The sequence below is a fragment of the Sanguibacter suarezii NBRC 16159 genome (genome assembly GCF_001552735.1).
Classification (GTDB): Bacteria; Actinomycetota; Actinomycetes; order Actinomycetales; family Cellulomonadaceae; genus Sanguibacter; species Sanguibacter suarezii.
Map to the genome: position 1 here is coordinate 346,867 of NZ_BCRT01000021.1, position 25,234 is coordinate 372,100.

At 63.1% G+C, this 25,234-nt stretch carries 17 protein-coding genes, 5 pseudogenes and 1 other annotated feature; of the genes and pseudogenes, 5 read left to right on the forward strand and 17 right to left on the reverse strand.

Annotated features, from left to right (window positions below; translation table 11 throughout):
• Window positions 1–14 precede the first annotated feature (14 nt).
• The 6 genes from SS2_RS15015 to SS2_RS17115 all read right to left on the reverse strand — a co-directional run bounded on the left by SS2_RS15015 (window position 15) and on the right by SS2_RS17115 (window position 6,073).
• Entirely contained in the window at window positions 15–794 is a 780-nt protein-coding gene (locus SS2_RS15015) for a DUF3027 domain-containing protein (protein WP_369405220.1), read from the reverse strand.
• Between the two features lie 77 nt (window positions 795–871).
• The gene (locus SS2_RS15020) at window positions 872–1,255 is read right to left on the reverse strand and encodes a cold-shock protein (protein WP_066465514.1); all 384 of its coding nucleotides are present in this window, start codon (window positions 1,253–1,255) and stop codon (window positions 872–874) included.
• Between the two features lie 127 nt (window positions 1,256–1,382).
• Window positions 1,383–2,699 (reverse strand): UDP-glucose dehydrogenase family protein, encoded by a 1,317-nt coding sequence (locus tag SS2_RS15025; protein ID WP_066465515.1) that lies wholly within the window; start codon window positions 2,697–2,699, stop codon window positions 1,383–1,385.
• Window positions 2,700–2,780: 81 nt separating this feature from the next.
• Window positions 2,781–3,776, reverse strand: a complete 996-nt coding sequence (locus tag SS2_RS15030) for a GDP-L-fucose synthase family protein (RefSeq protein WP_066465516.1) — start codon at window positions 3,774–3,776, stop codon at window positions 2,781–2,783.
• Entirely contained in the window at window positions 3,761–4,792 is a 1,032-nt protein-coding gene (gene gmd / locus SS2_RS15035) for a GDP-mannose 4,6-dehydratase (protein ID WP_066465517.1), read from the reverse strand. Before gmd ends, SS2_RS15030 begins: the two co-directional genes overlap by 16 nt.
• Window positions 4,793–6,073: a glycosyltransferase family 4 protein gene (locus SS2_RS17115; RefSeq protein WP_083942288.1), complete on the reverse strand. Its 1,281-nt coding sequence runs from the start codon at window positions 6,071–6,073 to the stop codon at window positions 4,793–4,795.
• A gap of 457 nt (window positions 6,074–6,530) precedes the next feature.
• Here SS2_RS17115 and SS2_RS15040 point away from each other — a divergent pair.
• Window positions 6,531–7,855, forward strand: a pseudogene (locus SS2_RS15040) (ISL3 family transposase).
• Between the two features lie 317 nt (window positions 7,856–8,172).
• Here the strand turns inward: SS2_RS15040 and SS2_RS17120 are convergent.
• The 8 genes and pseudogenes from SS2_RS17120 to SS2_RS17640 form a co-directional block, all read right to left on the reverse strand.
• Complete coding sequence (locus tag SS2_RS17120; protein ID WP_083942289.1) at window positions 8,173–8,979, reverse strand: SGNH/GDSL hydrolase family protein; 807 nt, start codon at window positions 8,977–8,979, stop codon at window positions 8,173–8,175.
• Entirely contained in the window at window positions 8,969–9,811 is an 843-nt protein-coding gene (locus SS2_RS17125; protein ID WP_169796315.1) for a glycosyltransferase, read from the reverse strand. Before SS2_RS17125 ends, SS2_RS17120 begins: the two co-directional genes overlap by 11 nt.
• 102 nt (window positions 9,812–9,913) lie before the next feature.
• A pseudogene (locus tag SS2_RS18310) lies at window positions 9,914–10,033 on the reverse strand (IS3-like element ISAar45 family transposase); the annotation flags it as partial.
• A pseudogene (locus SS2_RS17130) lies at window positions 10,030–10,245 on the reverse strand (transposase); the annotation flags it as partial. The pseudogenes SS2_RS17130 and SS2_RS18310, both read right to left, overlap by 4 nt.
• Window positions 10,246–10,287: 42 nt before the next feature.
• Window positions 10,288–11,522, reverse strand: a protein-coding gene (locus SS2_RS15055; protein ID WP_245643620.1) for an IS3 family transposase whose coding sequence is annotated in 2 segments (ribosomal slippage) — window positions 10,288–11,243 and window positions 11,243–11,522 — 1,236 coding nt in all. Because the reading frame shifts where the segments join, the coding sequence is not laid out codon by codon here.
• Window positions 11,131–11,244, reverse strand: a sequence feature (AL1L pseudoknot). It overlaps the preceding gene by 114 nt.
• A gap of 101 nt (window positions 11,523–11,623) precedes the next feature.
• Complete coding sequence (locus SS2_RS17470; RefSeq protein ID WP_157607370.1) at window positions 11,624–12,922, reverse strand: hypothetical protein; 1,299 nt, start codon at window positions 12,920–12,922, stop codon at window positions 11,624–11,626.
• Between the two features lie 16 nt (window positions 12,923–12,938).
• A pseudogene (locus SS2_RS18315) lies at window positions 12,939–13,106 on the reverse strand (DapH/DapD/GlmU-related protein); the annotation flags it as partial.
• Window positions 13,107–13,462: 356 nt separating this feature from the next.
• On the reverse strand, window positions 13,463–14,101 hold the full coding sequence (locus tag SS2_RS17640; RefSeq protein ID WP_169796316.1) for a glycosyltransferase: 639 nt from the start codon (window positions 14,099–14,101) through the stop codon (window positions 13,463–13,465).
• A 207-nt stretch (window positions 14,102–14,308) separates the two neighbouring features.
• Here SS2_RS17640 and SS2_RS17645 point away from each other — a divergent pair, with 207 nt between their 5' ends.
• A complete protein-coding gene (locus tag SS2_RS17645) occupies window positions 14,309–14,515 on the forward strand; it encodes a hypothetical protein (RefSeq protein ID WP_066465532.1) in 207 nt (68 codons plus the stop codon).
• A 387-nt stretch (window positions 14,516–14,902) separates the two neighbouring features.
• Here SS2_RS17645 and SS2_RS18045 read toward each other — a convergent pair whose 3' ends face one another.
• The 3 genes and pseudogenes from SS2_RS18045 to SS2_RS15070 all read right to left on the reverse strand — a co-directional run bounded on the left by SS2_RS18045 (window position 14,903) and on the right by SS2_RS15070 (window position 20,427).
• Window positions 14,903–15,409: a glycosyltransferase family protein gene (locus SS2_RS18045; RefSeq protein WP_245643624.1), complete on the reverse strand. Its 507-nt coding sequence runs from the start codon at window positions 15,407–15,409 to the stop codon at window positions 14,903–14,905.
• An 84-nt stretch (window positions 15,410–15,493) separates the two neighbouring features.
• Window positions 15,494–15,910 (reverse strand): annotated as a pseudogene (locus SS2_RS18265) (glycosyltransferase); the annotation flags it as partial.
• Window positions 15,911–18,930: 3,020 nt separating this feature from the next.
• Window positions 18,931–20,427 carry a sugar transferase gene (locus SS2_RS15070; RefSeq protein ID WP_245643626.1) on the reverse strand — a complete coding sequence of 499 codons (1,497 nt, stop codon included), beginning with the start codon at window positions 20,425–20,427 and terminating at the stop codon, window positions 18,931–18,933.
• A gap of 170 nt (window positions 20,428–20,597) precedes the next feature.
• Between SS2_RS15070 and SS2_RS15075 the strand changes: the two genes are divergently transcribed.
• The 3 genes from SS2_RS15075 to SS2_RS15085 are packed head-to-tail and all read left to right on the forward strand — an operon-like array spanning window position 20,598 to window position 25,089.
• Window positions 20,598–21,002, forward strand: coding sequence for a VanZ family protein (locus SS2_RS15075; protein WP_066465535.1), 405 nt, complete (start codon window positions 20,598–20,600; stop codon window positions 21,000–21,002).
• Window positions 21,003–21,012: 10 nt separating this feature from the next.
• Window positions 21,013–23,388: a helicase-associated domain-containing protein gene (locus tag SS2_RS15080; protein ID WP_066465536.1), complete on the forward strand. Its 2,376-nt coding sequence runs from the start codon at window positions 21,013–21,015 to the stop codon at window positions 23,386–23,388.
• A gap of 36 nt (window positions 23,389–23,424) precedes the next feature.
• A complete protein-coding gene (locus tag SS2_RS15085) occupies window positions 23,425–25,089 on the forward strand; it encodes a DNA repair helicase XPB (protein WP_066465538.1) in 1,665 nt (554 codons plus the stop codon).
• The last annotated feature ends 145 nt before the right edge of the window (window positions 25,090–25,234 follow it).

Here is a 25,234-nt window from a genome sequence, read left to right on the forward strand (position 1 = left end):
TCATGGCCGACGGGTCACTGCTCGGCTGCCGGGGCCTGCTCTGCCGGAGCCTGCTCTGCGTCGGCCGGCACGACGACCTGCTCGACGATCTCGAGCTGCATCTCGTTGATCACCGGGGCGGAGTCCGGCCAGTCGGTGGGGTGAGCCGGGACGTCCGTCTCCGAGTGCGCCCCGCAGCCGTGGTCGTAGGAGACGACCTTGCCGTCGTCGGGCGACCACTCGTTGACGCACACGCCGAAGACCTGGCCCAGCGCGCCCTGCAGCGGGACCAAGAAACCGCAGGTCCCACAGCCGGCAGCGGACTGGATGGCGCCGGGGGTCGTGGGGCCGTGAGAGCCCTCGTACCAGCGCTGCGCGGCCTCGTTGCGGCCCTCGGGTGACAGGACGCGGACGCGGGCCAGAGCCAGCTCCTCGATCGCGACGCGATCTTCTTCCTCGTCACCGGTCGGGGTGTAGCCCGGCTCCAGGCGTGGGTCGTCCGGCTGGAAGGGCAGCACGTCGCCAGGACCGATGTCGCCGGGGCGCAGGCGCTCCGACCACGGCAGCCACTCAGGGGCGAGGATCGCGTCGTCGCCCGGAAGGAGCTCGACCTCGCACACCGTGGCGTTCTTCGCCCGGGGAGCCCGGGCCAGGGTGACCGTCCAGTGCCATCCCCGGTAGCCGCGCATGGTGCACGCGAAGCTGTGCGAGACGAGCCGGTCCGCGTCCATCGTGGCACCGAGGTGCTCACCGACGTCCGAGGGGTGCTCAGCCGTCTCCTGGGCAGCGTGGAGTGCAACCTCGACGGCCCCCATAAGGACGGCGTCTGGCTTTGGCCGAGACGCCCGCGTTCGCGGGGCCGAGCCGGTGGCAGGTGCTGCTGACATGTGTTCTACGCCTCGATGTCGTCCGCGACGGCTCGGAGGACCGTGGCGACCTTGGTCGCCGCTGCCTTCTCTGGGTAGCGTCCCCGTCGCAACGAGTTCCCCAAGCCGTCCAAGAGTTTGATGAGATCCTCGACGATGACCGCCATGTCGTCAGCGGGTTTGCGCTGCGCCTTGGCGACCGAGGGCACGGGGTCCAGGAACGTCACGGAGAGAGCCTGCGGGCCCTTGCGTCCGTCGGCCACGCCGAACTCGACCTTGGCTCCCGGCTTGGGCGCAGTGACGCCCTCAGGCAGCGCGGAGGCGTGCAGGAACACCTGCTCGCCGTCATCGCTGGCGATGAAACCGAAACCGCGTTCTGCATCGAAGAACTTGACCTTGCCGGTGGGCACGTGAAACCTCGGAGTGCTCGTCGGGATATGACCTCACAGGGTATCGGACCAGAGCCCAACAGTGAGTCTCGATCATTATCCGCGCAGAACGGGCCAGTCGCCTAACCAGCGGCGCGCCCCGCGCGCGTCACGGACGGCCCAGGCCGTAGTACGTCCACCCGGCAGAACGCCACTTGGCAGGGTTGAGGACGTTGCGTCCGTCGATGATCACGGGGGCGTTGACCAGCGTGGCTGTCTCCACCGGGTCGAGGATGACGAACTCGCGCCACTCGGTGACGAGCACGACGAGGTCTGCCCCCTTGAGCGCGCCGTCGATCTGCTCGGCCTGCTTGAGGGTCGGGTGCAGGCGCGCGAGCGGTGGGAGCGCTGCGGGGTCGGTGACCACCACGTCGGCGCCGAGCGCGCTCAGCCGAGTTGCGACCTCGACGGCGGGTGAGTCACGGAGGTCGTCGGAGTGCGGCTTGAACGCGGCGCCGAGGATGGTCACCTTCGCCCCGGGGAGCCTGTCTCCGAGCGCTTCTTGTGCGAGGTGGACCACGCGGTCGCGGCGGCGCAGGTTGATCTTGTCCACCTCACGGAGGAACCCGACGGAGTCGTGGGCGCCGAGCTCGTCGGCGCGGGCGGTAAAGGCGCGGATGTCCTTGGGCAGGCACCCTCCCCCGAACCCGACGCCAGCCTGGAGGAACTTCTTGCCGATCCGGTCATCCATGCCGATAGCACCGGCCAGCTGGGTGACATCCGCTCCGGTGAGCTCGCAGATCTCGGCCATGGCGTTGATGAAGGAGATCTTCGTGGCGAGGAAGGAGTTGGCGGCCACCTTGACGAGCTCGGCGGTGGCGTAGTCAGTTGTCAGGCGGGGGATCTTGCGGCGCAGCTGGTCGGCGTAGACCTCGTCGAGGACCTCGCGCGCGGCCTCACCGGCGGGGCCTTGTGGGAGGCCGTAGACGATGCGGTCCGGGGACAGGGTGTCGTTGACTGCGTACCCCTCGCGCAGGAACTCGGGGTTCCAGATAAGCGTGGAGCCGACCGCCTCGAGCTGGGCGGCGAGGCGGGCGGCGGTGCCGACCGGGACGGTGGACTTGCCCACGACGATGGGGGTGCGTCCGCTCGCCTTGTTCAGCTCGACTAGTGCCGTGACGGAGGCGTCGACGTAGGTCATGTCTGCTGCGTCGCTGCCTGGGAGTTGGGGGGTTCCGACGCAGACGAAGTGGACTTGAGCATCGGCCGTGCGGGCGATGTCGGTGGTGAACGTGAGGCGACCGCAGTCCAAGGCGCGAGCGAGCAGCTCGGGGAAGCCGGGCTCGTGGAAGGGTGCCCGCCCCTCGGCCAACGCGGCAATCTTGCCTGGATCGACGTCCACGCCGACCACGTGGTGTCCGAGGTCTGCCATACAGGCAGCGTGCACGGCACCGAGGTAGCCACAACCGATCACTGAGATACGCATCTGAGTACCGCTCTCGCTAGCAGGTGCGTCTCGTCCGCACCCTCATCCAGGACTACTTCTCACACGACCGCGTCAGCAGCGCTACTTCCCACGGACTTCACTTGCATGCTGGTGGTACCAGTCCACAGTGGACTTCAGTCCGTCTTCAAGCGAAATCTTCGAGCGCCAGCCCGCCTCTGCCAACAGCGTGACGTCGAGGAGCTTCTGCGGCGTTCCATCGGGCTTCGACGTGTCCCAGGCAGTCCGCCCCTCGTAGCCGACTACCCGTGCGACGGTCTCTGCGATCTCACGGATGCTCACGTCGACGCCTGTCCCCACATTTACCTGCTGCGGGCCGTCGTAGTGCTCAAGCAGGTGCAGACAAGCGCTTGCCAAATCATCTACGTGCAGAAACTCTCTGCGCGGCGTTCCCGTCCCCCAGTTGGTCACAGACCCCGCACCCGAACGGGCTGCGTCGTCATACCGCCGGATCAAAGCCGGAAGCACGTGCGATCCCGTTGGAGAGAAATTATCGTTCGGCCCGTAGAGGTTGGTCGGCATGGCACTGATCCACGGCAGACCGTACTGACGTCGCACCGCCTGCACATGCAAGATTCCCGCGATCTTCGCGATCGCATAGGCATCGTTGGTCGGTTCAAGAAGACCCGTGAGCAACGAGTCTTCTCGGATGGGCTGCTCTGCAAACTTGGGATAGATACACGAAGAACCAAGAAATAGGACGCGCTCGACGTCGTGCGCGAGAGCTGCATCAAGCACATTAGTCTGGATTCGGAGATTGTCCGACAAGAAGTCGACGGGCATGGTGCTATTTGCCAGAATCCCACCGACCTTTGCTGCTGCGACTACCACATATCGCGGCTTGACCTCTTCGAAGAATTCAAAGACACTTTCACGCTTTTTGAGGTCCAGCTCACTAGATGATTTGCCCACCAAGTTGTGGAAGCCCTCTGCTTCCAGCAAGCGCCAGACCGCCGACCCGACGAGCCCTCTGTGACCAGCAACATAGAAGGTCCCGGCACGGTCCAACGGTCCTGGCGTGTAAACGTCCTGGGATCGCGTAGTCACTCGTGCCCCCAAGACGCGAGCTTCACGGTGTCGATCCAAGGGCGGCCCGAGTTCTCAAGCGCGCTAACGTCTGCGTCGACCATCAACTTGGCAAGCTCGTGTCCATCAACAGTGGCCTTCCAGCCCAACTTTTCGGCCGCCTTGCTTGGGTCTCCAATGAGCGCATCGACTTCGGTGGGGCGCAAGTACCGCTCATCGAACCTCACGTGATCCTCCCAGTTCAGCCCCACGTGCTCGAAGGCCGTCTCCAAGAAGTCGCGAACCGTGAGCCCGACGCCGGTGGCGAGTGCGTAATCGTCAGGCTCGTCGACCTGCAGCATGCGCCACATACCCTCAACATACTCGGCCGCGTAGCCCCAGTCTCGAATCGAGTCGATGTTACCGAGATACACATGCTCCTGCTGGCCGGCCTTAATCGCTGCTACAGCACGTGTGATCTTTCGAGTGACAAACGTCTCTCCACGGCGAGGCGACTCATGGTTGAACAAGATGCCGTTTACGGCGTACAAGCCATACGCTTCCCGATAATTCTTGGTAATCCAGTAGCTGTAGAGCTTAGCGGCCGCATAAGGAGATCGGGGATAAAACTGCGTGGTCTCACTCTGCGGAGGAGGGGTAGCGCCGAACAACTCGGAAGACGACGCTTGATAGAAGCGGGTAGCGATCCCCGAGAGTCGAACTGCTTCCAGGAGCCGTACCGTGCCGGTACCAGTGGTGTCTGCAGTATGCTCCGGCTCATCGAAGGACACGCGAACGTGCGACTGTGCGGCCAAATTGTATACCTCGTCCGGCCGGATCTCTGACATCAATGTGACGAGTCGAGAGCCATCACTCAGGTCGCCATAGTGAAGAAACAGCTTCGCGGCGGGATCGTGGGGATCGACGTAGAGATGATCAATTCGAGCGGTATTAAACGTGGATGCCCGCCGAATCAGCCCATGAACCTCATAGCCCTTGCTAAGCAGCAGTTCCGCAAGGTAGGAACCATCCTGACCCGTGATTCCAGTAATCAACGCGCGCTTTGTCATTCAACTACTCACTTTATCTAGGGGGCGTGACGAACGGGACTCTGCCGTCAAAGAGTACAGCCAATCCTCGAACTGGTCCAGCGCCGCGCGCTCGGTCAAAACTTCCTCACGAAAGCGTCTTCCTGACTCCCCAAGAGCGCTGGCCAGGAGAGGGGTACGGCCCAGATCCTCAGCGGCAATCAACAACGCCAGCGGATCCCCTGCCTCGACCCGAATTCCACCTCCCGATGCAGCGATTTCGCTAGCTGTCGCTCCACCTGGCGCCGTGGCAGCGAGGACAGGAACACCAGTGGTGAAATACGAGGTCAACTTGCTTGGCACAGACATCTCTGCCACACCGACCAACTCGTTCACGAGCAACACGTCGGCTGCCCGCATCATGTCCTGGTACTCGCGGTCTCCAACGCTGTCGATGAAGGAGATCTTCTCAAGCCCCGACGCGGATCGCTCGAGCGCGGGCCGTTGGTTACCATTCCCCAGGAGCACAAATTTTACCCTTGATGAGCGACTTTGAGCGAGCTTGGCAGCCTCGACGACATTTCCCAACCCTTGCTTCACGCCCATATTGCCTGTATGCAAGACGACAACATCGCTATCGCTCCAACCATAACGCGCACGGGTCGCCACTCGATTCACCGGAGCATGATCCTCCAGGTGTGACCAGTTGCGTATCACACGAACCGACGATTGCTTGACCCCCATTACGTCAACCAGTTGACTTCGGAAGAGTTCGTGAATGACCACCACGCCGTTTGCGAGTCGCAAAGTCCGCGATTCGAACTTCGCAAGAATACCAGCAAAACGTCCGTTTAGCTGGCCCGTTTCCTGTGCGCCTTTTGAGTAAATATCTTGGATCCAAAATCCGATCACTGGCCGTCTGTATTTAAATCGGAAGAACCCCGATGCAATCGACGAAGATATTAGCGCCGGGCTCGTTGCAATAACGACGTCAGCGCCCTTCCATCCTTTGAGTCCGGCTTGGACACCAAAGATTACTTCCATAGCTACGCGCGAGGCTAAAGTCGGACTAGCCGGGATTGGATGACGGAATCGCGTCACATGGACCCCATCAATAACCTCGCTTCGCCGACGACCTCTGTAGCCTTCAACAAGCTTCCATTGGGGGTAGTGGGGCAAGCCCGCCAACACTCGAACCTCATGCCCCCTTTGCGAGAGCCCCTCGGCGAGCCCCGCTGTATAGGGAGCGCTACCACTGGGTTCAGGTCGGTAGTTCAGACCAATTATTAGGATTCGGAGCGGTGCGGGTTTCATTGCCTGCATTGTACACGAAACTAGACGAGCCGGAGACGCTCATTGGCAGGACGCGCGATGCTGCCACACGTCTCCAGACGGCAGCGATTCAGCGACGAAGAGCCGAGCGTTAGTCGCCTAGATCGCCCTGGTCCCCAGGGTTTAGCAGAGACACGCGGTTGAGCGCAGTGAGGCGTTTTAATGTCGTACACGAGCAGCTTCGAGATAGTGAGCCCAAGTACACGCGTGCAATAGCTCTTCGCAGTTGAGAGTGCAGCGGGGTCAGGCGTGGCGGTCCCGGGATCGGCGCCTCGGCACAGTCGCCAAGTAGGGCCGTAGCCGGTGGGTTGTGGCTCTTGCAATCGAGGGTGTAGTCGGGGGCAGGCCAGCCGCGGCGTGTCGTTGAGCAGGTAGCGGTCGAGGTCTTCCGATGATGGAGGTTCTCACACTGCCTATCCGGAAGACGTGTCTGACTGTGCGTCTTGGGATGGCTGGTCTGGGACCTGCTGTCGCTACCTTCACATGCCCTGACCTGAGCACATTCTGTCGCCTCGACGAGTTGGGCCTCGAAGCCGTTGGGCAGCACCTCGGGCCTGACCGGGCGGTGTTGGCGTGCCGGGTCACCGAACCTGATCAGTGGTGCCGGCGGTGCAGGTGCGAGGGGATCTCTCGAGAGAGCGTCACTCGTGAGCTCGCGCACGAACCTCTGGGTTGGCGCCCGGCCACGCTCGTGCTCACGGTGCGCCGCTACCAGTGCGCGGGCTTCTCTCATGTGTGGCGTTAGTACACCAGCGCCGCGGCCGAGCCGCGTTCGAAGATCTCCCGTCGCGGTCTTCGCTGGGCATTGGAAGGCCTGGTCGTGCAACATCTGACGGTCACCGGGGTAGCCGAAGGCCTCGCGGTTGCCTGGAACGCCGCCAACACCGCTGTCTTGGCCGAAGGTCGTCGCCTCCTGATTGCCGATCCCCACCGCTTCGAAGCAGTGACGACGATCGGGGTCGACGAGCACGTCTGGCGACATGTCCGCCGGGGCGAGAAGTACGTCACCGTCATTGTCGACCTGACCCCGATCCGCGAGAAGACGAGCCCCGCCCGGCTCTTGGACACGGTCGAAGGCCGATCCAAGGCCGTGTTCAAACAGTGGCTCGCCGACCGCCCTAATCTCTGGCGGGCCGGCGTTGAGGTCGTCGTTGTGGACGGCTTCACCGGGTTCAAGATGGCGGCCGCCGAAGAGTTGCCCGACGCGGTCCCAGTCATAGACCCGTTCCACGTCGTCCGCCTCGCGGGCGACGCGTTGGACCGCTGCCGCCGACGGGTTCAGCGCGATCTGCACTGCCACCGCGGACGTCGAGACGACCCGCTCTACCGCGCTCGCCGGATCCTGCACACCGGCGCCGACCTACTCCCCGAACGCCAACAGGCACGCCTGCACTCCGTGTTCGCTGACGACGAGCACGTGGAGGTCGAAGCGACCTGGGGCACCTACCAGGCGATGGTCGCGGCCTACCAGGAACCCGACCGCGCCCGTGGCCGCGACCTCATGCAAGCCCTGATCGACACGGTCAGCTCCAGCGTTCCCACCGCATTGACGGACATCGTCACGCTCGGGCGCACGCTGAAGAAATGAGCAGCCGACATCCTGGCCTACTTCGATCGCCCCGGCACCAGCAACGGACCCCGGAGGCGATCAACGGCCGCCTCGAGCACCTCCGCGGCTCCTCCCTCGGCCTCCGCAACCTCACCAACTACATCGCCAGATCACTCCTGGAGACCGGCGGATTCAGACCGCTCCTACACTCTGGATTGCAATGAGCCCTCAAACCCTTAGGAGACACGCCCTAGGCCCAGGTCAGAGTCGCCGAGCAGGTCCTCTACTTCCCCGGCGGGGTCTAGGTCGCCCAGCTGCGACGCACGCGCACAGAGAAGGGCAAGAAGAGCGTCGAGTCGTCTACGTCATCACCTCGATGACCGCCCACGAGGCCTCACCCGATCAGATTGCGACCTTGGTCAAAGGGCATTGCTCCATCGAAAACCGGCTGCACTTGGCCCGAGATGTCACCCTCGACGAAGACAGTTCCCAAATCCGCACCGGCAACGTACCCCCCCGCGTCATGGCGACCTTGCGCTCGTCAGCGATCAGTCGCATCCGCCTCGCCGGCCACGCCAACACCGCCCAGCCCCTGCGACATCATGCCCGCGACGCCACCAGGCCCATCACGCTCCTGCTGACCTGCTGAAACACGACTTTGCCGAGGCCCTGCAGTTTCGGGGCCCTGACACTGAGGGCGCGGCCATGGTCGGGAACCAAATACGCCCCTACGAAGCGCCAACTTAGCCAGCCGCTTCAATCCGGGCTTCACGCTCGCCATCCCGTGACGCAGATAATAGGTCAGCGGAACGTGGCTCTGAACGCGCATCGAAGACGGTGAGACTGAAAGGTCAAATGCGGTAGCTACACGATCAGCGATCAGCAACTGGCCGAGCGCCGTGGGATGGATACGGTCTGGACCGAGCAGTAGGGCACCACTGAGGGTGCCGTCGACGACGACCACTCCGGTGCCAACCTCCGTCGCGGCGCGCCGAAGTGCGGCTGTGTGATCAGCGGATCTCACCGTAATTACGGCGATCTGGTTGGCTACCCCTTGGAGCCGGTGCAAGATCAAGGAGGCATTCGCCTGGAGTATTTCCGGCGGAATCCCCTGGAGGGCATCATTCGTACCGACCGAGACGACCGCATAGTCGTAGGTGGTAGCGACCAGGAAGGCTAGCTCGGCTGCGACCACCTCGGAGGTGGCTCCTCCCCGTCCATAACGGGTGTACGAGCAGTCCGCGGCTTCGGCAACCCAGTGCCCGAAACCCATCGAAGGGATGTTCGCTAACGGGACGGTGAACCCATTTACGATGCTGTCGCCAAGAGCGACCAGGCTACCGGCCATGGGCGGCGCCCCTTAGTACGTTATTGACGCGCGCCCCGACAACCTTCGCTGCCCAGACCATACGACTTGGCTTCTGTACTATACGGACACCGAGGCGCCAAATAGACGTTACCTGGCTGCGCAGCAACTCGAGGCGTCCGACCAATGCCGCGTTGACCGTCACTGTAAACCGCTCCGCAAGGAGTCCCGGTCGCGCCCTGATGCCTTGCACCGTGTTTGCGATGTTCCGGTCGTGCACCGCCTGCAACCACATGGGCTCAACAGCAACCTGAGTGACGGGCCCATGCGTCGCGAGGCGGTCATGCCAGTCGACGTACACCCCCACTGCATCCTCACGACGCTCGATAAGAGTCATGAAAGCATTCGACGGATCGGAGCGATGGAAGAGCCGACCATCGTCGGCCATCTGGAGGCCGTTTGTAAAGTTGATGAACTCGCGATCCTGGCCCGTGAACTGTCCCTGCACACGCACGACGAAGCCATCAGCGATCGCATCGTCGTTGTCAAGACGCGTTGTAAGGATGTGGACAGCCTCTGACCTTGCTGTTGCGGGAGCGACGAGGTCAGCCGCTGTGGGCATACCCGAGATCCAGATCGGCTCAAAGCCGCAGCCGACTTTAGAAAGCCGAGAGATCTCATCATCGAACCAGTCCTCTCGCTCCTCGTCCAGCAAGATCAGCCATCGGAAGTCACCGGATTGCGATGAGACAGACGGAAGACATACACGCTCGAAATAGCCGAGTCGGTGACGAAGCCACGACTCGGGTGCTGGATCCGCACCGTAGCGCAAGTTGAACCGCGTGAGTATGAAGTGGTCGTATGCTGCGGACATGCGGTCCACCATATCTGGTCCTCGTATCGGCAGGTACCACCACGGTGCGCTCAGGCCCTCGGGCGACGTGGGGTCTGCTGCACGAATCGGCGACAGTTCGTTTCAGGCTGCGAGTGCTACCTGAGTGGTCATGATGGCTTCGTATTCGATGGGGGTCAATCGGCCGAGGCGGGCTTGGCTGCGGCGGCGGCAGGTGCGTTCGATCCAGGTGATGATCGCTAGGGCGTGTCTCCTGATGTGCGGAGCCAAACGATGATGGCTCCCAGGACTGCTACGCCGCGGTAGATGACAGCGAGTTTGTCGTAGCGGGTGGCCAGGCAACGCCATTGTTTGAGAACGGCGAAGGAGCGTTCGACGACGTTGCGGTTCTTGTAGAGGACGGGGTCGTAGCTGACGGGTCGTCCCCCGCGCGATCCGCGCCGGGTGCAATTGGCGCGTTGGTCGCGCGGCTCGGGAACGACTGTCTCGTACCGGGTTTAGTGGAGGCTCGGAACTGACGCTTCGACGGTAGCCGAGGCGGGGTTGTGACGGTAGTGGTTGGTCTCATGTTCGGCGGGTGGGATCAGGCCGATCTCCCCGTGTAGGCGTCGGTGGTTGAACCAGTCGATGTACTCGGCTGTGGCGATCTCGAGGTCGTCGATGCCGTTCCACGGGCCTTTGTTGCGGACGAGCTCGGCTTTGAACAGGGAGTTGAAGGCCTCGGCGAGGGCGTTGTCGTAGGAGTCGCCTGTCGTGCCGACCGATGCGACGGCGCATGCTTCGGCGAGGCGCTGGGTGTAGCGAATAGCGACATATTGAACGCCTCGATCGCTGTGATGCGTCAGGCCCGACAGGTCGCGGCCTTCGCGTTTGCGGGTCCAGATCCCCATCTCCAGGGCGTCCAGGGCGAGGTCAGTGCGCAGCGACGTCGACAACTGCCAGCCGACCATGCGCCGGGAGAACACGTCGGTGACGAACGCCGCGTAGACCCACCCGGTGAAGGTCCGGCAGTAGGTGATGTCGGCGACCCACAGCTGGTCGAGTGCGGTCGCGGTGAACGCTCGCTTGACCAGGTCCGGACGGTCGTCAGGGCCGCGGCCAGGGACGGTCGTGCGTGGCCCCTTCACCCGGCTGATCCCACGCAGCCCAGCCGTTTTCATGAGCCGGCCGACCGTGCAGCGCGCCACCGCGCGTCCTTGCCGATGGAGTTCGGCGTGGACTTTGCGGATTCCGTAGACACCGTCGTTGGCCGTGTTGACCTCCTCTATGACCGCGGTCATAGAGGTATCTGAGGCCGAACGCGCCGAGGGTGGGCGCGCCCTGGCCGCGTAGTACGTGCTCGGGGCGACCTGCAACGCCGTGCAGATCGGCTCGACCCCGAACTCGTCCTTGGTGGCCTCGATGTAGGCGACTACCTGGTGTGTGGGCGGTCGAGCTCCGCCGCGAAGAAAGCCGACGCCGACTTCAAGATCGCGTTCGCCCGGCGCAGCTCACGATTCTCACGCTCCAGTTCAAGAAGACGCTGCGCATCCGCCGTCGATGTGCCCGGCCGATCCCCCTCATCGATCTCAGCCTGATTGACCCATCCTCGCAGCGTCTCAGGGTTGATCCCCAACTGCTCCGCGACGCGGCGCACAGCGCCAGGCCGGGCTGCCGGGTCTCGCCGGGCATCCACGGCCATCCTGATCGCTCGTTCCCGAAGCTCCTCGGGGTACTTCCTCGGTGCTGCCATGACACTCATCCTTTCGTGGAATGAGAGCCTCCATCAAACCCGGTACGAGACACCCTGCGCCCCACGCCCGCACTATGACACCAAGAAGGCCTTGGCGCGAGTCAGGTCCGATGTGAGCGTAGTTCAGAACATCCTTCCGCAGCGGGACCGATAGAAATCGAGATCGCCATGACAAGCAGCAGCCAGCCGCCAGCCTGCCACTGAATAGGCTGAGAAAAGACTGCGGTAACCAGGAACATAACTAGTGGCATTAAGCCGAATGGATGGCGAACCGCAATCAGGACTGTTAGCACCAGCGCAATTGAGAGAGTCGCGGCTAGAGTTGGAGAATGCTGAAAAGCGACAATAAGGTTAATGTTCCCAAGCGAAGCAGACGTTGCCGCAGTCGACTCGAAAATCCCGCGGTCGGAGACGGATTCTGGTGCCAGCGAGCCCTTTTCCGAGATCAATCGCATCGAGAACCACAAGCCCACCGCGAGCAGCCCCAACCCGGCGAGCATCGCCAACAACGGTTGCCGACCCCTCTTCGATAGCCACAGGCACACATAAAGGGCCAAACCCGCAAGGAAGGCGACATACACCCCAAAAGATTGTGTGGCTAGCGCAACGAAAGAAAGCGAGATTACAGCAAGGATCCTATGCGCCCTTCGCTGGAGAAGAGTCAAAGCAGCCGTCAGCAATGGAATGAGGAGAAAAACGGTCAACCCAGGCTCACCGACCAGTGGGGCGAATCTGCGCGTGCCCTCGATAAGAGGTGGACCGGCGCTAGAAAGAGTTACGGGGGCATACACAAACACCAGCCGTTCGCCCACCTCGACCACCCGGGCGGGACCACTTGGAAAGCCGGTGATAACCGTCGTAAAATACGAAAAGGCGAGCGTCCCAAGGACCAGAGATAATCCCCGACAGGCGTCTCGAGTAAAATCCGTCCGTTGCATCACGAGCATTGCACATATGCCGATCAAGACATAAAGAGCCCCAACTTGCGCTTGACCAACTAGAAGCATCGCAATGAAGCAGCAAGAAAAGACGCCAGCAACGGCAACGGATGTAGCTAAACGAGGGCTCTTCGCGGCCGGATATGTACAGATGATGACCAATAGCCCCGCCGCCCCGCAAAGCGCCACCAATAGCGAGCTTTCGCCGAACACTCCCGGCGGGATTCCTAGAATGCAAAGCGCAGCAAGCGTTCCACGAACGCCACATATTACGGCGGAGAGCAGTATGAAGGCCGCAACCAGCAGCGATTGTGCTATCAGCACATCGCCGCCCATCGTCACTGCCACAACTGCGCCAACAATCGCGAGCACGCAACCCGACAGGAAGTACGGGCGGCTGACAACGCGGCGCAAATAGATGTCGCGTCTCCCGTCGATCAATCTTGGTTCAGAGCGAGTCATCCACCTGCACGCCAACCTCTCTTGTGAATCGCTGCCGGATAAGTGATGCGGGATTCCCTCCTACGATCGTATACGGATCGACGTTCCGAGTTACCACCGATCCGGCACCAATTACTGCTCCATCTCCAATAGAAATGCCAGAAAGGATAACGGAGCCGTAGCCAATCCAAACACCCTCTCCGATATCGATTCGGTCACTAGGTGAGGCTCCGCGGTCGCCCACCCATGTCGCCTCCAGGATAGTTATGCCGATCTCATCGATAGCATGATCGGAACGCCCCACAATACCAACGTTGGCAGCGATTAGAGTCTTGCTTCCAATTCTTCCTGCAACTTCGATAGTGCAATTTCTACCTATAGCGACATCATCTTCGATGTGAAGTCCATGAAAAGATCTTATGATCGTACCAGATCCTATACGAACTGACTGGCCAAGTGTTACATCGCCAAAGACAGTCAGGCGCGTTGCGAACTTCTGCCATACGGCTCGAATAGCCGATCCTCCCGGCACACTTCCCAGCCTTCCGCGGTCACGAGCAATCACAATCGTCCTTTCGGATCGTCCTGAAGGGCAGAAAAGAAACCTTGAGCCATGGCGGTTGAGGAGTAGCTTCGCGCCACCGACTCAACGATTCCGGTGTGATTCCACGCAGCCCTTGTGCGCCAAAGTTCGACAATAGCCCGGGATAGGCTTTCAGAGTCATCCTCTCGAAAGTGAACGCCCACGTCCTTGTTCATGAGTTCGATTTCAGGTGCGTGCGGTTCTCGATCCGCAACTATCATCGGGACACCGAAGCCAAGCGACTGGGTAAGGCTGAGGCCAGCATAGCCGGGAGAAGCAGAAGCAAACGCCTCTGAATAGAGTTGCTTAAGAACATCATAGTCGGCGATGTGACCTAGTGTGTCGACGCGCGTTGAAATTCCTCGTTGGTGAGAGCTGGATTCGATTCTCTCAGCCAACGATCCTCCCCCCACAAATGTCAGCCTGACCTCTTCCGGCAAGTGGCGGAGCGCTCTCTCGAATCCGTCTAGGAGCAGTTCGGGCTTCTTGGCTGGCTCCATCCGACCTACATAGAGGAGACGGAAGCGGCTCGTCGTCTCGTCCCAGCCGAGTGCATCCACAGGGTATAGGCCATTTGCCGCAACCCAGACCGCTACTGAAGGCTCATCTTTAAGCACTGCTCGAGCATCGTCCCAAGTGTAGGCTATCAACCCCGTGGCCAATCGACGCATCACTCTACGCAACGGGGCCGTTCGCGCTGCTGGCCCCCGTCGCGGATACATGTGGCCCCACAACAGGATTCGCTTTCTCGTTATTCGTGCGTACGCAATTAGTGCCCACGCGGTCAGGGACCTAGGGTTGAGGTCAGCGACGATAGTGTCGACATGCCGGGCTCGACTCAGAGCGCCTTTTTGCCAAAGCAGCCGATGGCCGAGCAAATGGCGGTTCTCGAGGTGCCGGACTCCCTTGAACCCAGCGCTTTGAACTGTGATGTCGAGATGCTTATCGCCTGCGGCGATCTCAATTTCGTCGCCGCTATCTCTCGAAAGCGCCAAAAGCTCGTTAAGGAAGTTGCCTCGATAGTCAGGTAGCACGGCCAATATAACGGCTGTTCTCATGATCAGTGTTTCCTTCTGAGTAGTTGAATGCGCTTGCAACCACCGCTGGGGAAGCTGCGCACAAGGTCTCCATCCAAGCGCCCGCCGTACATGCCAGCACGCACTTTTTAGCCGTTGACTTACGCAGGATCATAGGGGAATTCTCGTTACATACGCTAAGTTCAGTTTTGGGCAATCTTTCCGGAATTGATGATCGTGTGTTAATTCCCATCTTCACCGGGCAGACCGCGCCCGCATCTCAACCGGTCCGGTGCGTCGCCACAAACCCCGGGGTGAGGACCCTACCCGGCGACATTGCCGAGGCCCCGGCTCCAGCCCCAGCACGACACCGCCTACCACGCCATCGCTACTAGCTACTAGTTAACCGGCGATGAGGTTAGAATCCACCATCCAGTCAAGGTAGCAAACCTCAAGTGGTGGTTCTACCCTCTGGTCTTGCGCTACTGCCTCAGCGTGCGATCTGGCGGAATGCAGGTCCCAGTCTGCGAGTAGATCACCAAGCACTCTCACCGCATCCGCAGGATCATCTCGGGTGTATCTCAAACCCCAGACCACGGAATCGGTCGGAGGTTCGATCGAGTCCGCGTAGATCACCGGCAATCCGACGCCGGCCGCCTCTTGCATCGCGAGGCTATTCGCTTCATGGGCCGACGTATGGAAGAGGACATCCGACATTCTCAGCACCTCGCTGGGAGAATCGGTCGAGCCACAATAGCTGCCCGCCAATGGGGGCTTTTCATTCAACGCCGAGTCGAGATGCGTGTCGCCCGATAGTGGGCCCCACCATTCAAAACGGAGATCCGGGTACTTCTCGCTGGCCAATTCAACCACCTGACGCCAGAATAACGGCCGCTTCACCGGGTCCACCCGGGCCAGAGTTACAACTCTGCGAGGCACGCTACTGATTGCCGGCTTCGGCGAGAATTTGCAAGAAGGTCGGTTTAAGATCACCGTCGCTCGCTTTGTATTCCCGAAATGTGCCCTATACCTTGTCAATTGAGCTTCGCTGACCGCAATGACACTAGCTGTGATAGGCAGAAGGATGCGTTCTAATATTCTTGCGGAAACCCTGGCGAAATCGTCGCTCCCACTGTGGAGAACGACATGAACTGGCGCAACACCTATGCTAGCTACGCGCGCATAAAGCGCGGGAAGATATGAGTGGGCGACGACAAGGGCCGGGTTCAGCCGCTTAAGTTCCTTCCGCAGGCCGATTAGCCGTCTCCAGCGACCCGAGCGCACCTGCTCTGGGTCTAAATAAACCGTCTCTGACTCGTGAGTCATGGCCTTCCAACCGACACCGAGGTCAGCCACAAGGCTTTCAGCACCGCCGATACGCTCGCTCAATAGAACCTGAACGATCATCATAACAATCCAGCCCCTTCAGCAGGCACGTGACTCTCTCTACGAAACGCTCTCAAAAGCACCGTCACCAAACTCGCGCTGAGAATGGTCTGCAGCGCGCAAAATGCGAGTCCCGCTCCAACCGCGCCATAGGCGTGCCCGAGCGATCCAACAAGTATCAATTGGGCGGCAACCGATACGGAGAAGGTTAATGCGACCGCTCGGTCGTGCCCGCGTGCTTGCAATGCGGTAGCCATTGGTTGATTCAGAATGGCCGGTATAGTGCCGAGCGCGAGGAGACGCAGAACTGTTGCGGAACTCTCGAAAGCGTCTCCTAGAAGCACCGTGACTATTCTGGGGGCCGCCCAAGCCATTAGGCCAGAAACGAGTACTGCAACCAGGAGGAGCCATGCGGACTTCGACACATGCCTGAGCGCGCTGCGTAAGTCCTTCGCGCTCGCCACGAATGGCACTGAAGCACTCGAGAATGCTGATGCAAAAAGGCCCATGGGCTGGGTCCAACGATTCACCGCGCCATACAGACCGGCTGCGCTGCTTCCACCAACGAATGCCAAGGCAGGCAAATCCAACTGTTGTCCGCTTAGAGCGACTGCGCTAATTCCGTAGTATCTTGCGCCGGTCCAGGGATTGGATCCTTTGACTCGCCAAAATCGCGGACGTCCCCAGGTCGCGATACTGAACCAAGCAGCCGTGGACGCCGCGGAAGTGCCAACAACGAGACTGAGCCAGAGGCCCCATGCCAGGGAAGCGTCGAAAAAGACTAGAAGAGCGAAAGTAGCGAACGCTACTATGCGCTCAACCAGTAGAAGCATTGCAATTTGACCTCCCCTCTTTTCAGCGCGCAGAGGCACTAGGATGGATTGAAACACTAGCCCCGAGAGAAATATTGCAGCCGCACCCGTCAGGGCCGGAGCGAATGGAATGCAAATCGCGGCATAGACAGCTGCGACCATTATACCCAAGAGCAGTTTGCGTTTTAGGCGTGCCGCATATTCAAGTGAGGTCATCCGACCGCTCGACATTTCTCGAACGGCGTACGGGTTGGCACCAAAATCTACAATTCCTAGGGCACTTAGGCCAAGGGCTATCGTTGTGACGGTGCCGCCATAAGCAACGGGTCCCACTTCCCGCGCCGTGAAAATGTACAATAGAGAAACCACTACCTGCGCTGCGGCAGTTGCTATCGAGAGCGCAATGGCTTGCTTGCCGACGCTCGCTAGTCTCGGCTTCCCCTCTAGAGTCCTCACGTCAACTTCCTGACGAACAACTCTACTCCGGCATTCAAGTCGAGCGGTGCGTGCCTACTTCCCTGGGATGCCAGGATACCTGCGGCAATACCGCGCTCGTTCAATGAGCACCAACGAGCCCTCCCGTGGAGCGAACGTGCATCTTTCCGCAAGGAGGAAGCTCCTGCGAGCACGAGTGGAGTACCCACAATTGCGGCTTTTCCCACAATGCCACTCGGACCCTCGTTTGAATGCGCTGCCACTATGCAATCAACTTCGTGGATAATTGCGTCGAACTCCGCGTCGCCGACGGTACCGGGCCATCGAACGAGTCGGCCCGAATCTCGGAGAGCATTTAGGAGTACAGCATTATCCCGCTCGACGGATGCCTCCACAGAACCAGCGATCGCAAGCCCGGCGCCAGGGGTAGCAAGTACAGCGCGTGCCACAATGTCAAGGTTCTTGCGGGGCGTAATCGAGCCGACTACGCCCACCCAGTACAGGCCTGCGCCGCTGGACAACTTCTTTCGCACCGATTTCCGAGCATCGTCGTCATTTATCACTGCCACAGGATCGGCGACCCATGAAATTGGCCAGGTGCGATTTACGAGCGGACTCCTCAAGGCAGATACTTGCGTCTTGCGACGTCGATCGGCAGCCATGATGAGAAGTTTCTTCGCGTGTCCGGTAATGAGCATCCTAGCTGCGGATCCCGTGGGCTGCGCATCCGGTCGCATAGCGAGAAGCGAGAGGTCTCCATGGCCATGCCACCCTCTCTTGAGCACCTGGAGGACATGCCGGTCACCGTCAGGGATCACCGTAATACTGGAGCGCACATTGTGAGCAAGCTGGGCGATCGCCTCTAGTTCAAACTTGCGCGTGGTGATCACAGTGACGGACCCGTGGACTATGTCTGACAGATGGACCTTCCATTCATCAGCCGTACTGGCACCAGGAGATGTGGCTATGACAACCCGATCGCCAGCACTCGCACAATTGCGAACAAGAAGGGCAACGTAGTAGAGGCGATGTCCAGAGACGTTCGGTTCTACGATGAGGACTGTTCGGCCACTATGCGCACCACCGATTAGTCTCTGGCTAATAGGCACCGTCACGCCTCGCAAGTGCTCTTTGGGTCGGAATGAAATTCTGGATGCGGTCAGCCACCAACACACTCTCCAAGTTGTAGGACTCGCGCACAATTCGGTCGCCTTCGCCAGATACTCGAACGGCGTCTGGTTTAGGAATGGCCCTAGATCGTCCCGCCATCTCGAATCGATGGGCACTTCCAACGAGCGGCTGCGAAATCGTCGGGAGAACTAGCGCGCATTGGATTTTTTCCAAGCGCATCTTGAGCCATTTGAGCTTTCCATTCACTCCACGCAAGGGTCGTGCTAGTGCAATGATGGATGCCTTGGGTTTGTCAGCCTCTGCATCGCCGTGTAACTGGAGGGAGGCGCTCGGTTTTAGTTGAAAGTCGCGATCCGACTCTCCATGCGCGTCCACAGCAGTTGGGGCTCCAAGTGACACGCCGATAGGCATGGGTGGCGTGAGTGAGGAATCCATACTGTCTCGCTCCTTTCAGACGCGAATAGAATAGTGACGGTTTCGTGAGTTGATGCGGACGTTCGACGATTCTTTCTAACGTGCGCCATTGTGAGTCGATCTGAGAAACCGAAATAGATGTGATAGGGCATCCTCTGGCGGGGTCGCAATTTTGCACAGTGGTCTGTGTCCAAAGGTGGATTCGCGGTCACACGCTGACTGCGAGAGCAGAGGAGAGTACTGCATGATGGATCAGTAGGCCCCTTCGCCTGCGATCATAGCTTTCGCGGTCCGCGCGAGGATAAGAAGATCTCCGAAGAGTGTCCAATTTTCTGCGTAGAAGACGTCCATGCGAATTCCCTCTTCGGCGCTCAGGTCAGACCTCCCCGAGACCTGCCACAACCCAGTCAGACCCGGGTTCACAAGGAGTCGCCGATTCGCCGTACGGTCGTACTGTGCCACCTCTTGATCAATCTGCGGTCGCGGACCAACGAGGCTCATTTCGCCACGCAGCACGTTGAGAAGCTGGGGAAGCTCATCCAGGGAGTACTTGCGCAGCACCCGCCCAACTTTGGTCACGCGGGCATCGTTCTTTGGCTTGTAGAAGAGGCCCACGCTCTCGATCCCCTCGGCTGCGAGCACCTCATCTAGGCGGCTGTGGGCGTCAGCTACCATCGAGCGGAACTTGATCATCTTGAATGGCTTGCTACCGACCCCCACGCGCTCCTGTTGGTAGAATACGGGTCCTCTGCTCGTAACCTTCACGAACACCGCGATGACCACGAGCATCGGAGAGATCATCACAAGGATCACTAATGCCAGTATCCAGTCCATGACGGACTTGAGTGCGTACTTGGGACCTGCGAAGCGTGGCTCGTCCACGTAGACCAGAGGGAGTCCGTTGACCGGCTGCATCGTCACCCGTGGTCCCGCCACATCCCTGATCGCCATCGTCAGTGCGATCTCGACGCCCGTTCCCTCAAGATCCCATCCGAGCCGGCGCAGCGCCTCAGTCGTCATGTTGTCCGAGCCGACGACCACCACGATGTCCGCTTTGTAATCGAGTGCGACCGACGCGGCATCGTCCATTGTCCCAAGGATCTCGATGCCCCCGGCTTCCCCACCGACGGCTTCGCCGGCGGGAATGCATGCCCCGATCACCCCAAACCCGGTGTTCGGCGCCTCCTTGAGCTCCTCAACCATCAACGCGGCCTTGCGCAGGTGTCCCACCACGAGCGCCCTGGACTGGAAACGCCCTGCAGCGCGCTGACGGTGCAGCCATTGGCGCCATGAGTACCGCCCGAGAAACACGAGAGTGAGTCCGAGAGGGAACGCAACTCCCAGGTACCCCCGGCCGATCTCCATCCGCAGCATGTACGCAACCACGGCGACAACCGCGCCCAGCCGCCACGACGCCTGCCAGACGCGCTGATACTCGGTGGGGCCCGAGCCGATGAGCCGGTGGTCATGGGTGCGGCCGAGGAAGAGCGCCGCGGTCCACGCAGCGAAGAGCACGACGGACACGACCAGGTAGCTGGGCGCAAATGCGCCGCTGACTCGCGCGACCCCGTCAGTGTCGAACCGCAGGACATAGGCGACTGCCACGGCCACGGCGACCGCGATGACGTCAGTGACCATGATGCGGAGAATGTAGGGCCGGAATCGCCGCTCCTGGGGTGTCGAGCCGCCCGCTGCCAGACCGATTTGTTCGTCGACGACAGCCCGACGGACTTGCTCGGTCGCAGTCACGGATCCCCCTAGATGCGCTGTGGGCCGGCGCGACCCAGGTAGATTCTGGCATGTCGATGCATTCATCCCAGCCGTCTGATCAGTGATTCTGCTCTCTGATCGGGTGATTTCTGGGCTCCTGATTGGACATAAGGGCCATCTGCCAACACAATCGGCACCTCGTCGTAGCCATGCTCGCCGCCTACACCCTCGGGGTACTCGCGGTGCTGGCTTGGCCTACCCCCGTTGACTCCTCTGCCGCCGGCCCACTCACCGCCCTGACCCGCTGGCTGGCCGCCCACGGCTTCGCATGGCTGACCTACTCCGTCATCGAGTTCACTGCGAACGTCGCCCTCTTCGTCCCGATCGGCCTCCTCGTCACGCTCACCAGCCCGCGGCTTCGGTGGTGGCAGGTGGTGGGCGGCGCCGCAGTTCTGTCGTCGCTGGCCGAGATCGCGCAGGCGACACTGCGCCCGGAACGGTTCGGCACCGTCCAGGACGTTCTCGCCAACACCGCTGGCGCGGCCCTCGGATTCATCGCCGCCCGGTACCTGCAGACCCGGCGCACCGCACCACAGGACACCCCGACGACGTAAGGTCACTGACGTGGTGACGTTCAGCGACTGGCTCCGTGCACGCTCCGACGAGCAGTTCGTCGCGCTGCTGTCCCGGCGCGGCGATCTCGCTTCGCCGTCGCCGTCCACTTTGCTCTCTCTCGCGGCCCGGGCCACCAGCCGCGCGAGCCTGCTGCGGGCCGCCGCGGCCCTGGACGCCGCCCACCTGACCGTGCTGGAGTCGGTGGCCGTGCTCGACGCCCTCGGCGAGGAGGCCACAGCCGATCGCGTCGTCGCCGCGATCGCCGCGCCGTCGGCCCCCGGCACCCAGGACCCCCCGCCCCCGGACGACGCTGCCACCGTCCGCGCTCTGCTCGAGGACCTCACCACCCTTGCGCTGCTGTGGCACCCGACCCCGGGCACCTACCGCCCAGCTCCCGGCATCGAAGAGACCCTCGACGCCTACCCCGCCGGCCTCGGGCCCGCCCTGCGTCCTCAGGACACACGGCCCGACCTGGCGCTGCTGGACTCCCCCGATGCCCCCGCCGGCGCCCGCGCCATCCTCACCGCGCTGCAGTGGGGTCCGCCGGTGGGCCGCATCCCGGCCTCGACCGACAGCCCGACGTACACCCCCACCCGCTGGCTCCTCGACCACGGCTTCCTCCGCCAGGTCGACGCCCACCACGTCACCCTCCCCCGCGAGGTGGCCCTGGACCTGCGGTCGGGGCGCACCCACCAGGGCCTGCCCCCGGCGCCCCCGCTGCCCATCCCCACGCTCACCCCGGAGACCGTCGACGCGGAGTCGGCCCGCGCCGCCCAGGAGATCGTCCGCAGAGTCGCCCAGGTCATCAGCCTCTGGCAGACCACCCCGGCTCCTGCGCTGCGCTCGGGCGGGCTGGGCGTCCGCGAGCTGCGGCGCCTCGCCGGCCAGCTGGACGCCGACGAGGCGGCTACCGCCGTCGTCGTCGAGCTCGCCCTGATGGCCGCTCTGATTGCCGACGACAGCGGCGACCCGGCCACCTTCGCCCCGACTGACACGGCCGACGAGTGGCTCGCCGCCGACCTGCCGACCCGCTGGGCCACGCTCGTCGCCGCGTGGTTCGCCTCGGCGCGGGCGCCGTGGCTGGTGGGGACGCGCGACGACCGCGGCGCCCTGCGCTCCGCCCTCGAACCCGAGCTGCACCGGGTGTGGGTGCCGCGGCTGCGTTCCCAGGTGCTCCGCGTCGCCGCGCAGGCCCCGCTCGCAGCGGTCGACGCCGAGTCCGTCGTCGCGGTCCTGGCCTGGCGCACCCCGCGCTCGGTCCCCCCGCAGGCAGCCGTCGCCGCGCTGCTGCACGAGGCGGCTCTGCTCGGGGTCACCGGCGCTGACGCCCTGGCCGCGGGCGGCCTGCTGCTCGCCGCCGCCCCTCCCCTGACCGTGCTCGACGACGACGCCCACCGCGCCCTGGCCGACACCCTCGAGCGCACCCTGCCCGAGCCGGTCGACGAGGTGCTGCTGCAGGGCGACCTCACCGGCATCGTTCCGGGCCGCCCCACCCCCGAGCTCGAGGCGCTGCTGGCCGACGCCGCCGAGGTGGAGTCCCGCGGCGGGGCGATCACCGTGCGGTTCACCGCTGCCTCGGTCATCCGTGCCCTCGATGCCGGGCGGACCGCCGAGGACCTGCTCGCCGACCTGGCCCGGCACTCCCGCTCAGCGATCCCCCAGCCCCTCGACTACCTCGTGCACGACGCCGCCCGCCGCCACGGTCAGGTGCGCCTGGGCGTGGCAGCCAGCTACATCCGGGTCGACGACCCGGTGCTGCTGGCCGGCCTCGTCGAAGACCCCGCGCTGAGCGCGCTGGGCCTGTTCCGCCTCGCCCCGACCGTCCTGGCCTCGACCGCACCGGCGAGCCAGCTGCTCACCGCCCTCCGCGAGCGCGGCCTGGCCCCCGCCATGGAGGACGCCGAGGGGAAGGTGGTCCACTCCGACCGGCTGACGCCGCGGGTGCGCGTGCCTGGCCGGCGCTCGCGGCGGGCGAGCCAGCATTCCCGCGCGGTCGACGGCTCGCCCGAGCACGGCACGGGCGGGGCGCTGCGCACGGACCGGCTGCAAGCCCTCGTCGCCCGGCTGCGCGAGCAACATCAGCTAACCCAGGAACGACGCGCGCAGGGCGCAGGCTCAGCGGGATCACTGGGCGGGACAGGAACACCGAGCGAGATGGGAACACCCGACCCGCTCGTGGCGTTGGGACTGCTGCGTGAGGCAGCCGCCGACGGCCATGAGGTGTGGCTCGAGGTGGCCGGGCCCACCGGTGCGCTCACCCGGCGCCGGGTCCGCCCGCTGCGGATCGACGCCGGACGGCTGCGCGCCGTCGACGTGGCCCGTGAGGCTGAGCTCACCGTGGCGGTGCACCGCATCGCCGGGGTCGAGCCCGTCGCCGACGCCTGACCCGCTGCCCGACCGAGTAGTACGGAGACCCACCCGATGGCTGACGGCCCGCTGATCGTCCAGAGCGACAAGACCCTGCTCCTCGAGGTCGACCACCCCCAGGCCGACGCCGCGCGCCGCGCGATCGCGCCCTTCGCCGAGCTCGAGCGTGCCCCCGAGCACGTGCACACCTACCGGCTCACCCCGCTGGGGCTGTGGAATGCCCGCGCCGCCGGGCACGACGCCGAGCAGGTGGTCAACGTGCTGCTCGCGTTCAGCCGGTACTCCGTCCCGCACGCCCTGCTGGTCGACGTCGCCGAGACGATGTCCCGCTACGGGCGGCTGCAGCTGTCCCAGCACCCGGTGCACGGGCTGGTGCTCACCTCGACCGACCGCGCCGTGCTCGCCGAGGTGCTCAAGTCCAAGCGCACCGCCGGGCTGGTGGGTGAGCGGATCGACGAAGACACAGTCGTGGTGCACCCCTCCGAGCGCGGTCACCTCAAGCAGGTGCTGCTCAAGCTCGGCTGGCCGGCCGAGGACCTTGCCGGCTACGTCGACGGCGAGAAGCACCCCATCGCGCTGAGCCCCACCGACCCCGCCCACGGCGACGCCCCGTGGGAGCTGCGGCCCTACCAGGAGCAGGCCGTGGACGGGTTCTGGCACGGCGGGAGCGGCGTCGTCGTGCTGCCGTGCGGGGCCGGCAAGACGATCGTGGGGGCCGGTGCGATGGCCCGGTCGGCCACGACCACGCTCATCCTGGTGACCAACACCGTCTCGGCGCGGCAGTGGCGCGACGAGCTGCTGCGCCGGACCACGCTCACCGAGGACGAGATCGGGGAGTACTCCGGAGCGCGCAAGGAGGTGCGCCCGGTGACCATCGCGACGTACCAGGTGCTCACCACGAAGCGGAAGGGCGTCTACACCCACCTCGAGCTGCTCGACGCCCGCGACTGGGGCCTGGTCATCTACGACGAGGTGCACCTGCTGCCGGCGCCCATCTTCCGGATGACCGCGGATCTGCAGGCCCGCCGCCGGCTGGGGCTGACCGCGACGCTGGTCCGCGAGGACGGGCGTGAGGACGAGGTGTTCTCGCTCATCGGGCCCAAGCGCTACGACGCGCCGTGGAAGGACATCGAGGCTCAGGGGTACATCGCCCCGGCCGACTGCGTCGAGGTGCGTCTGACCCTGCCTGAGCGTGACCGCATGCTCTACGCGACGGCCGAGCCGGAGGACAAGTACCGCCTGGCCGCCTGCGCGCCGGGCAAGAACCAGATCGTGGAGCAGCTGGTCGCCCGGCACCAGGGCGACCCGACCCTCATCATCGGCCAGTACATCGACCAGCTCGAGGAGCTCGCTGACCACCTCGGGGCGCAGATCATCACCGGCGCCACCTCCGTCCGCGAGCGCCAGCGGCTCTTCGACGCCTTCCGCACCGGGGAGATCACCACGCTCGTGGTGAGCAAGGTCGCGAACTTCTCGATCGACCTGCCCGAGGCGTCTGTGGCGATCCAGGTGTCAGGCTCCTTCGGCTCACGCCAGGAGGAGGCGCAGCGGCTGGGCCGGATCATGCGCCCCAAAGCCGACGGCCGCACGGCCCACTTCTACGCCGTCGTCGCCCGGGACACCGTGGACCAGGACTTCGCCGCCCACCGCCAGCGCTTCCTCGCCGAGCAGGGCTACGCCTACCGCATCGTCGACGCCGACGACCTCCCCGTCACCTGACCCCGCCCCCTCCCTCCCCGAACTCGTGACCCGCCCGTCGAACTCGTGAGCCAGCGTCCCTGGCGGGGCGCGGAACGGTCGTGGCGCACGAGTTCGGGGGATCGTTCACGAGTTCGGGGGCCGGCTCACGAGTTCGTGTGGCGTT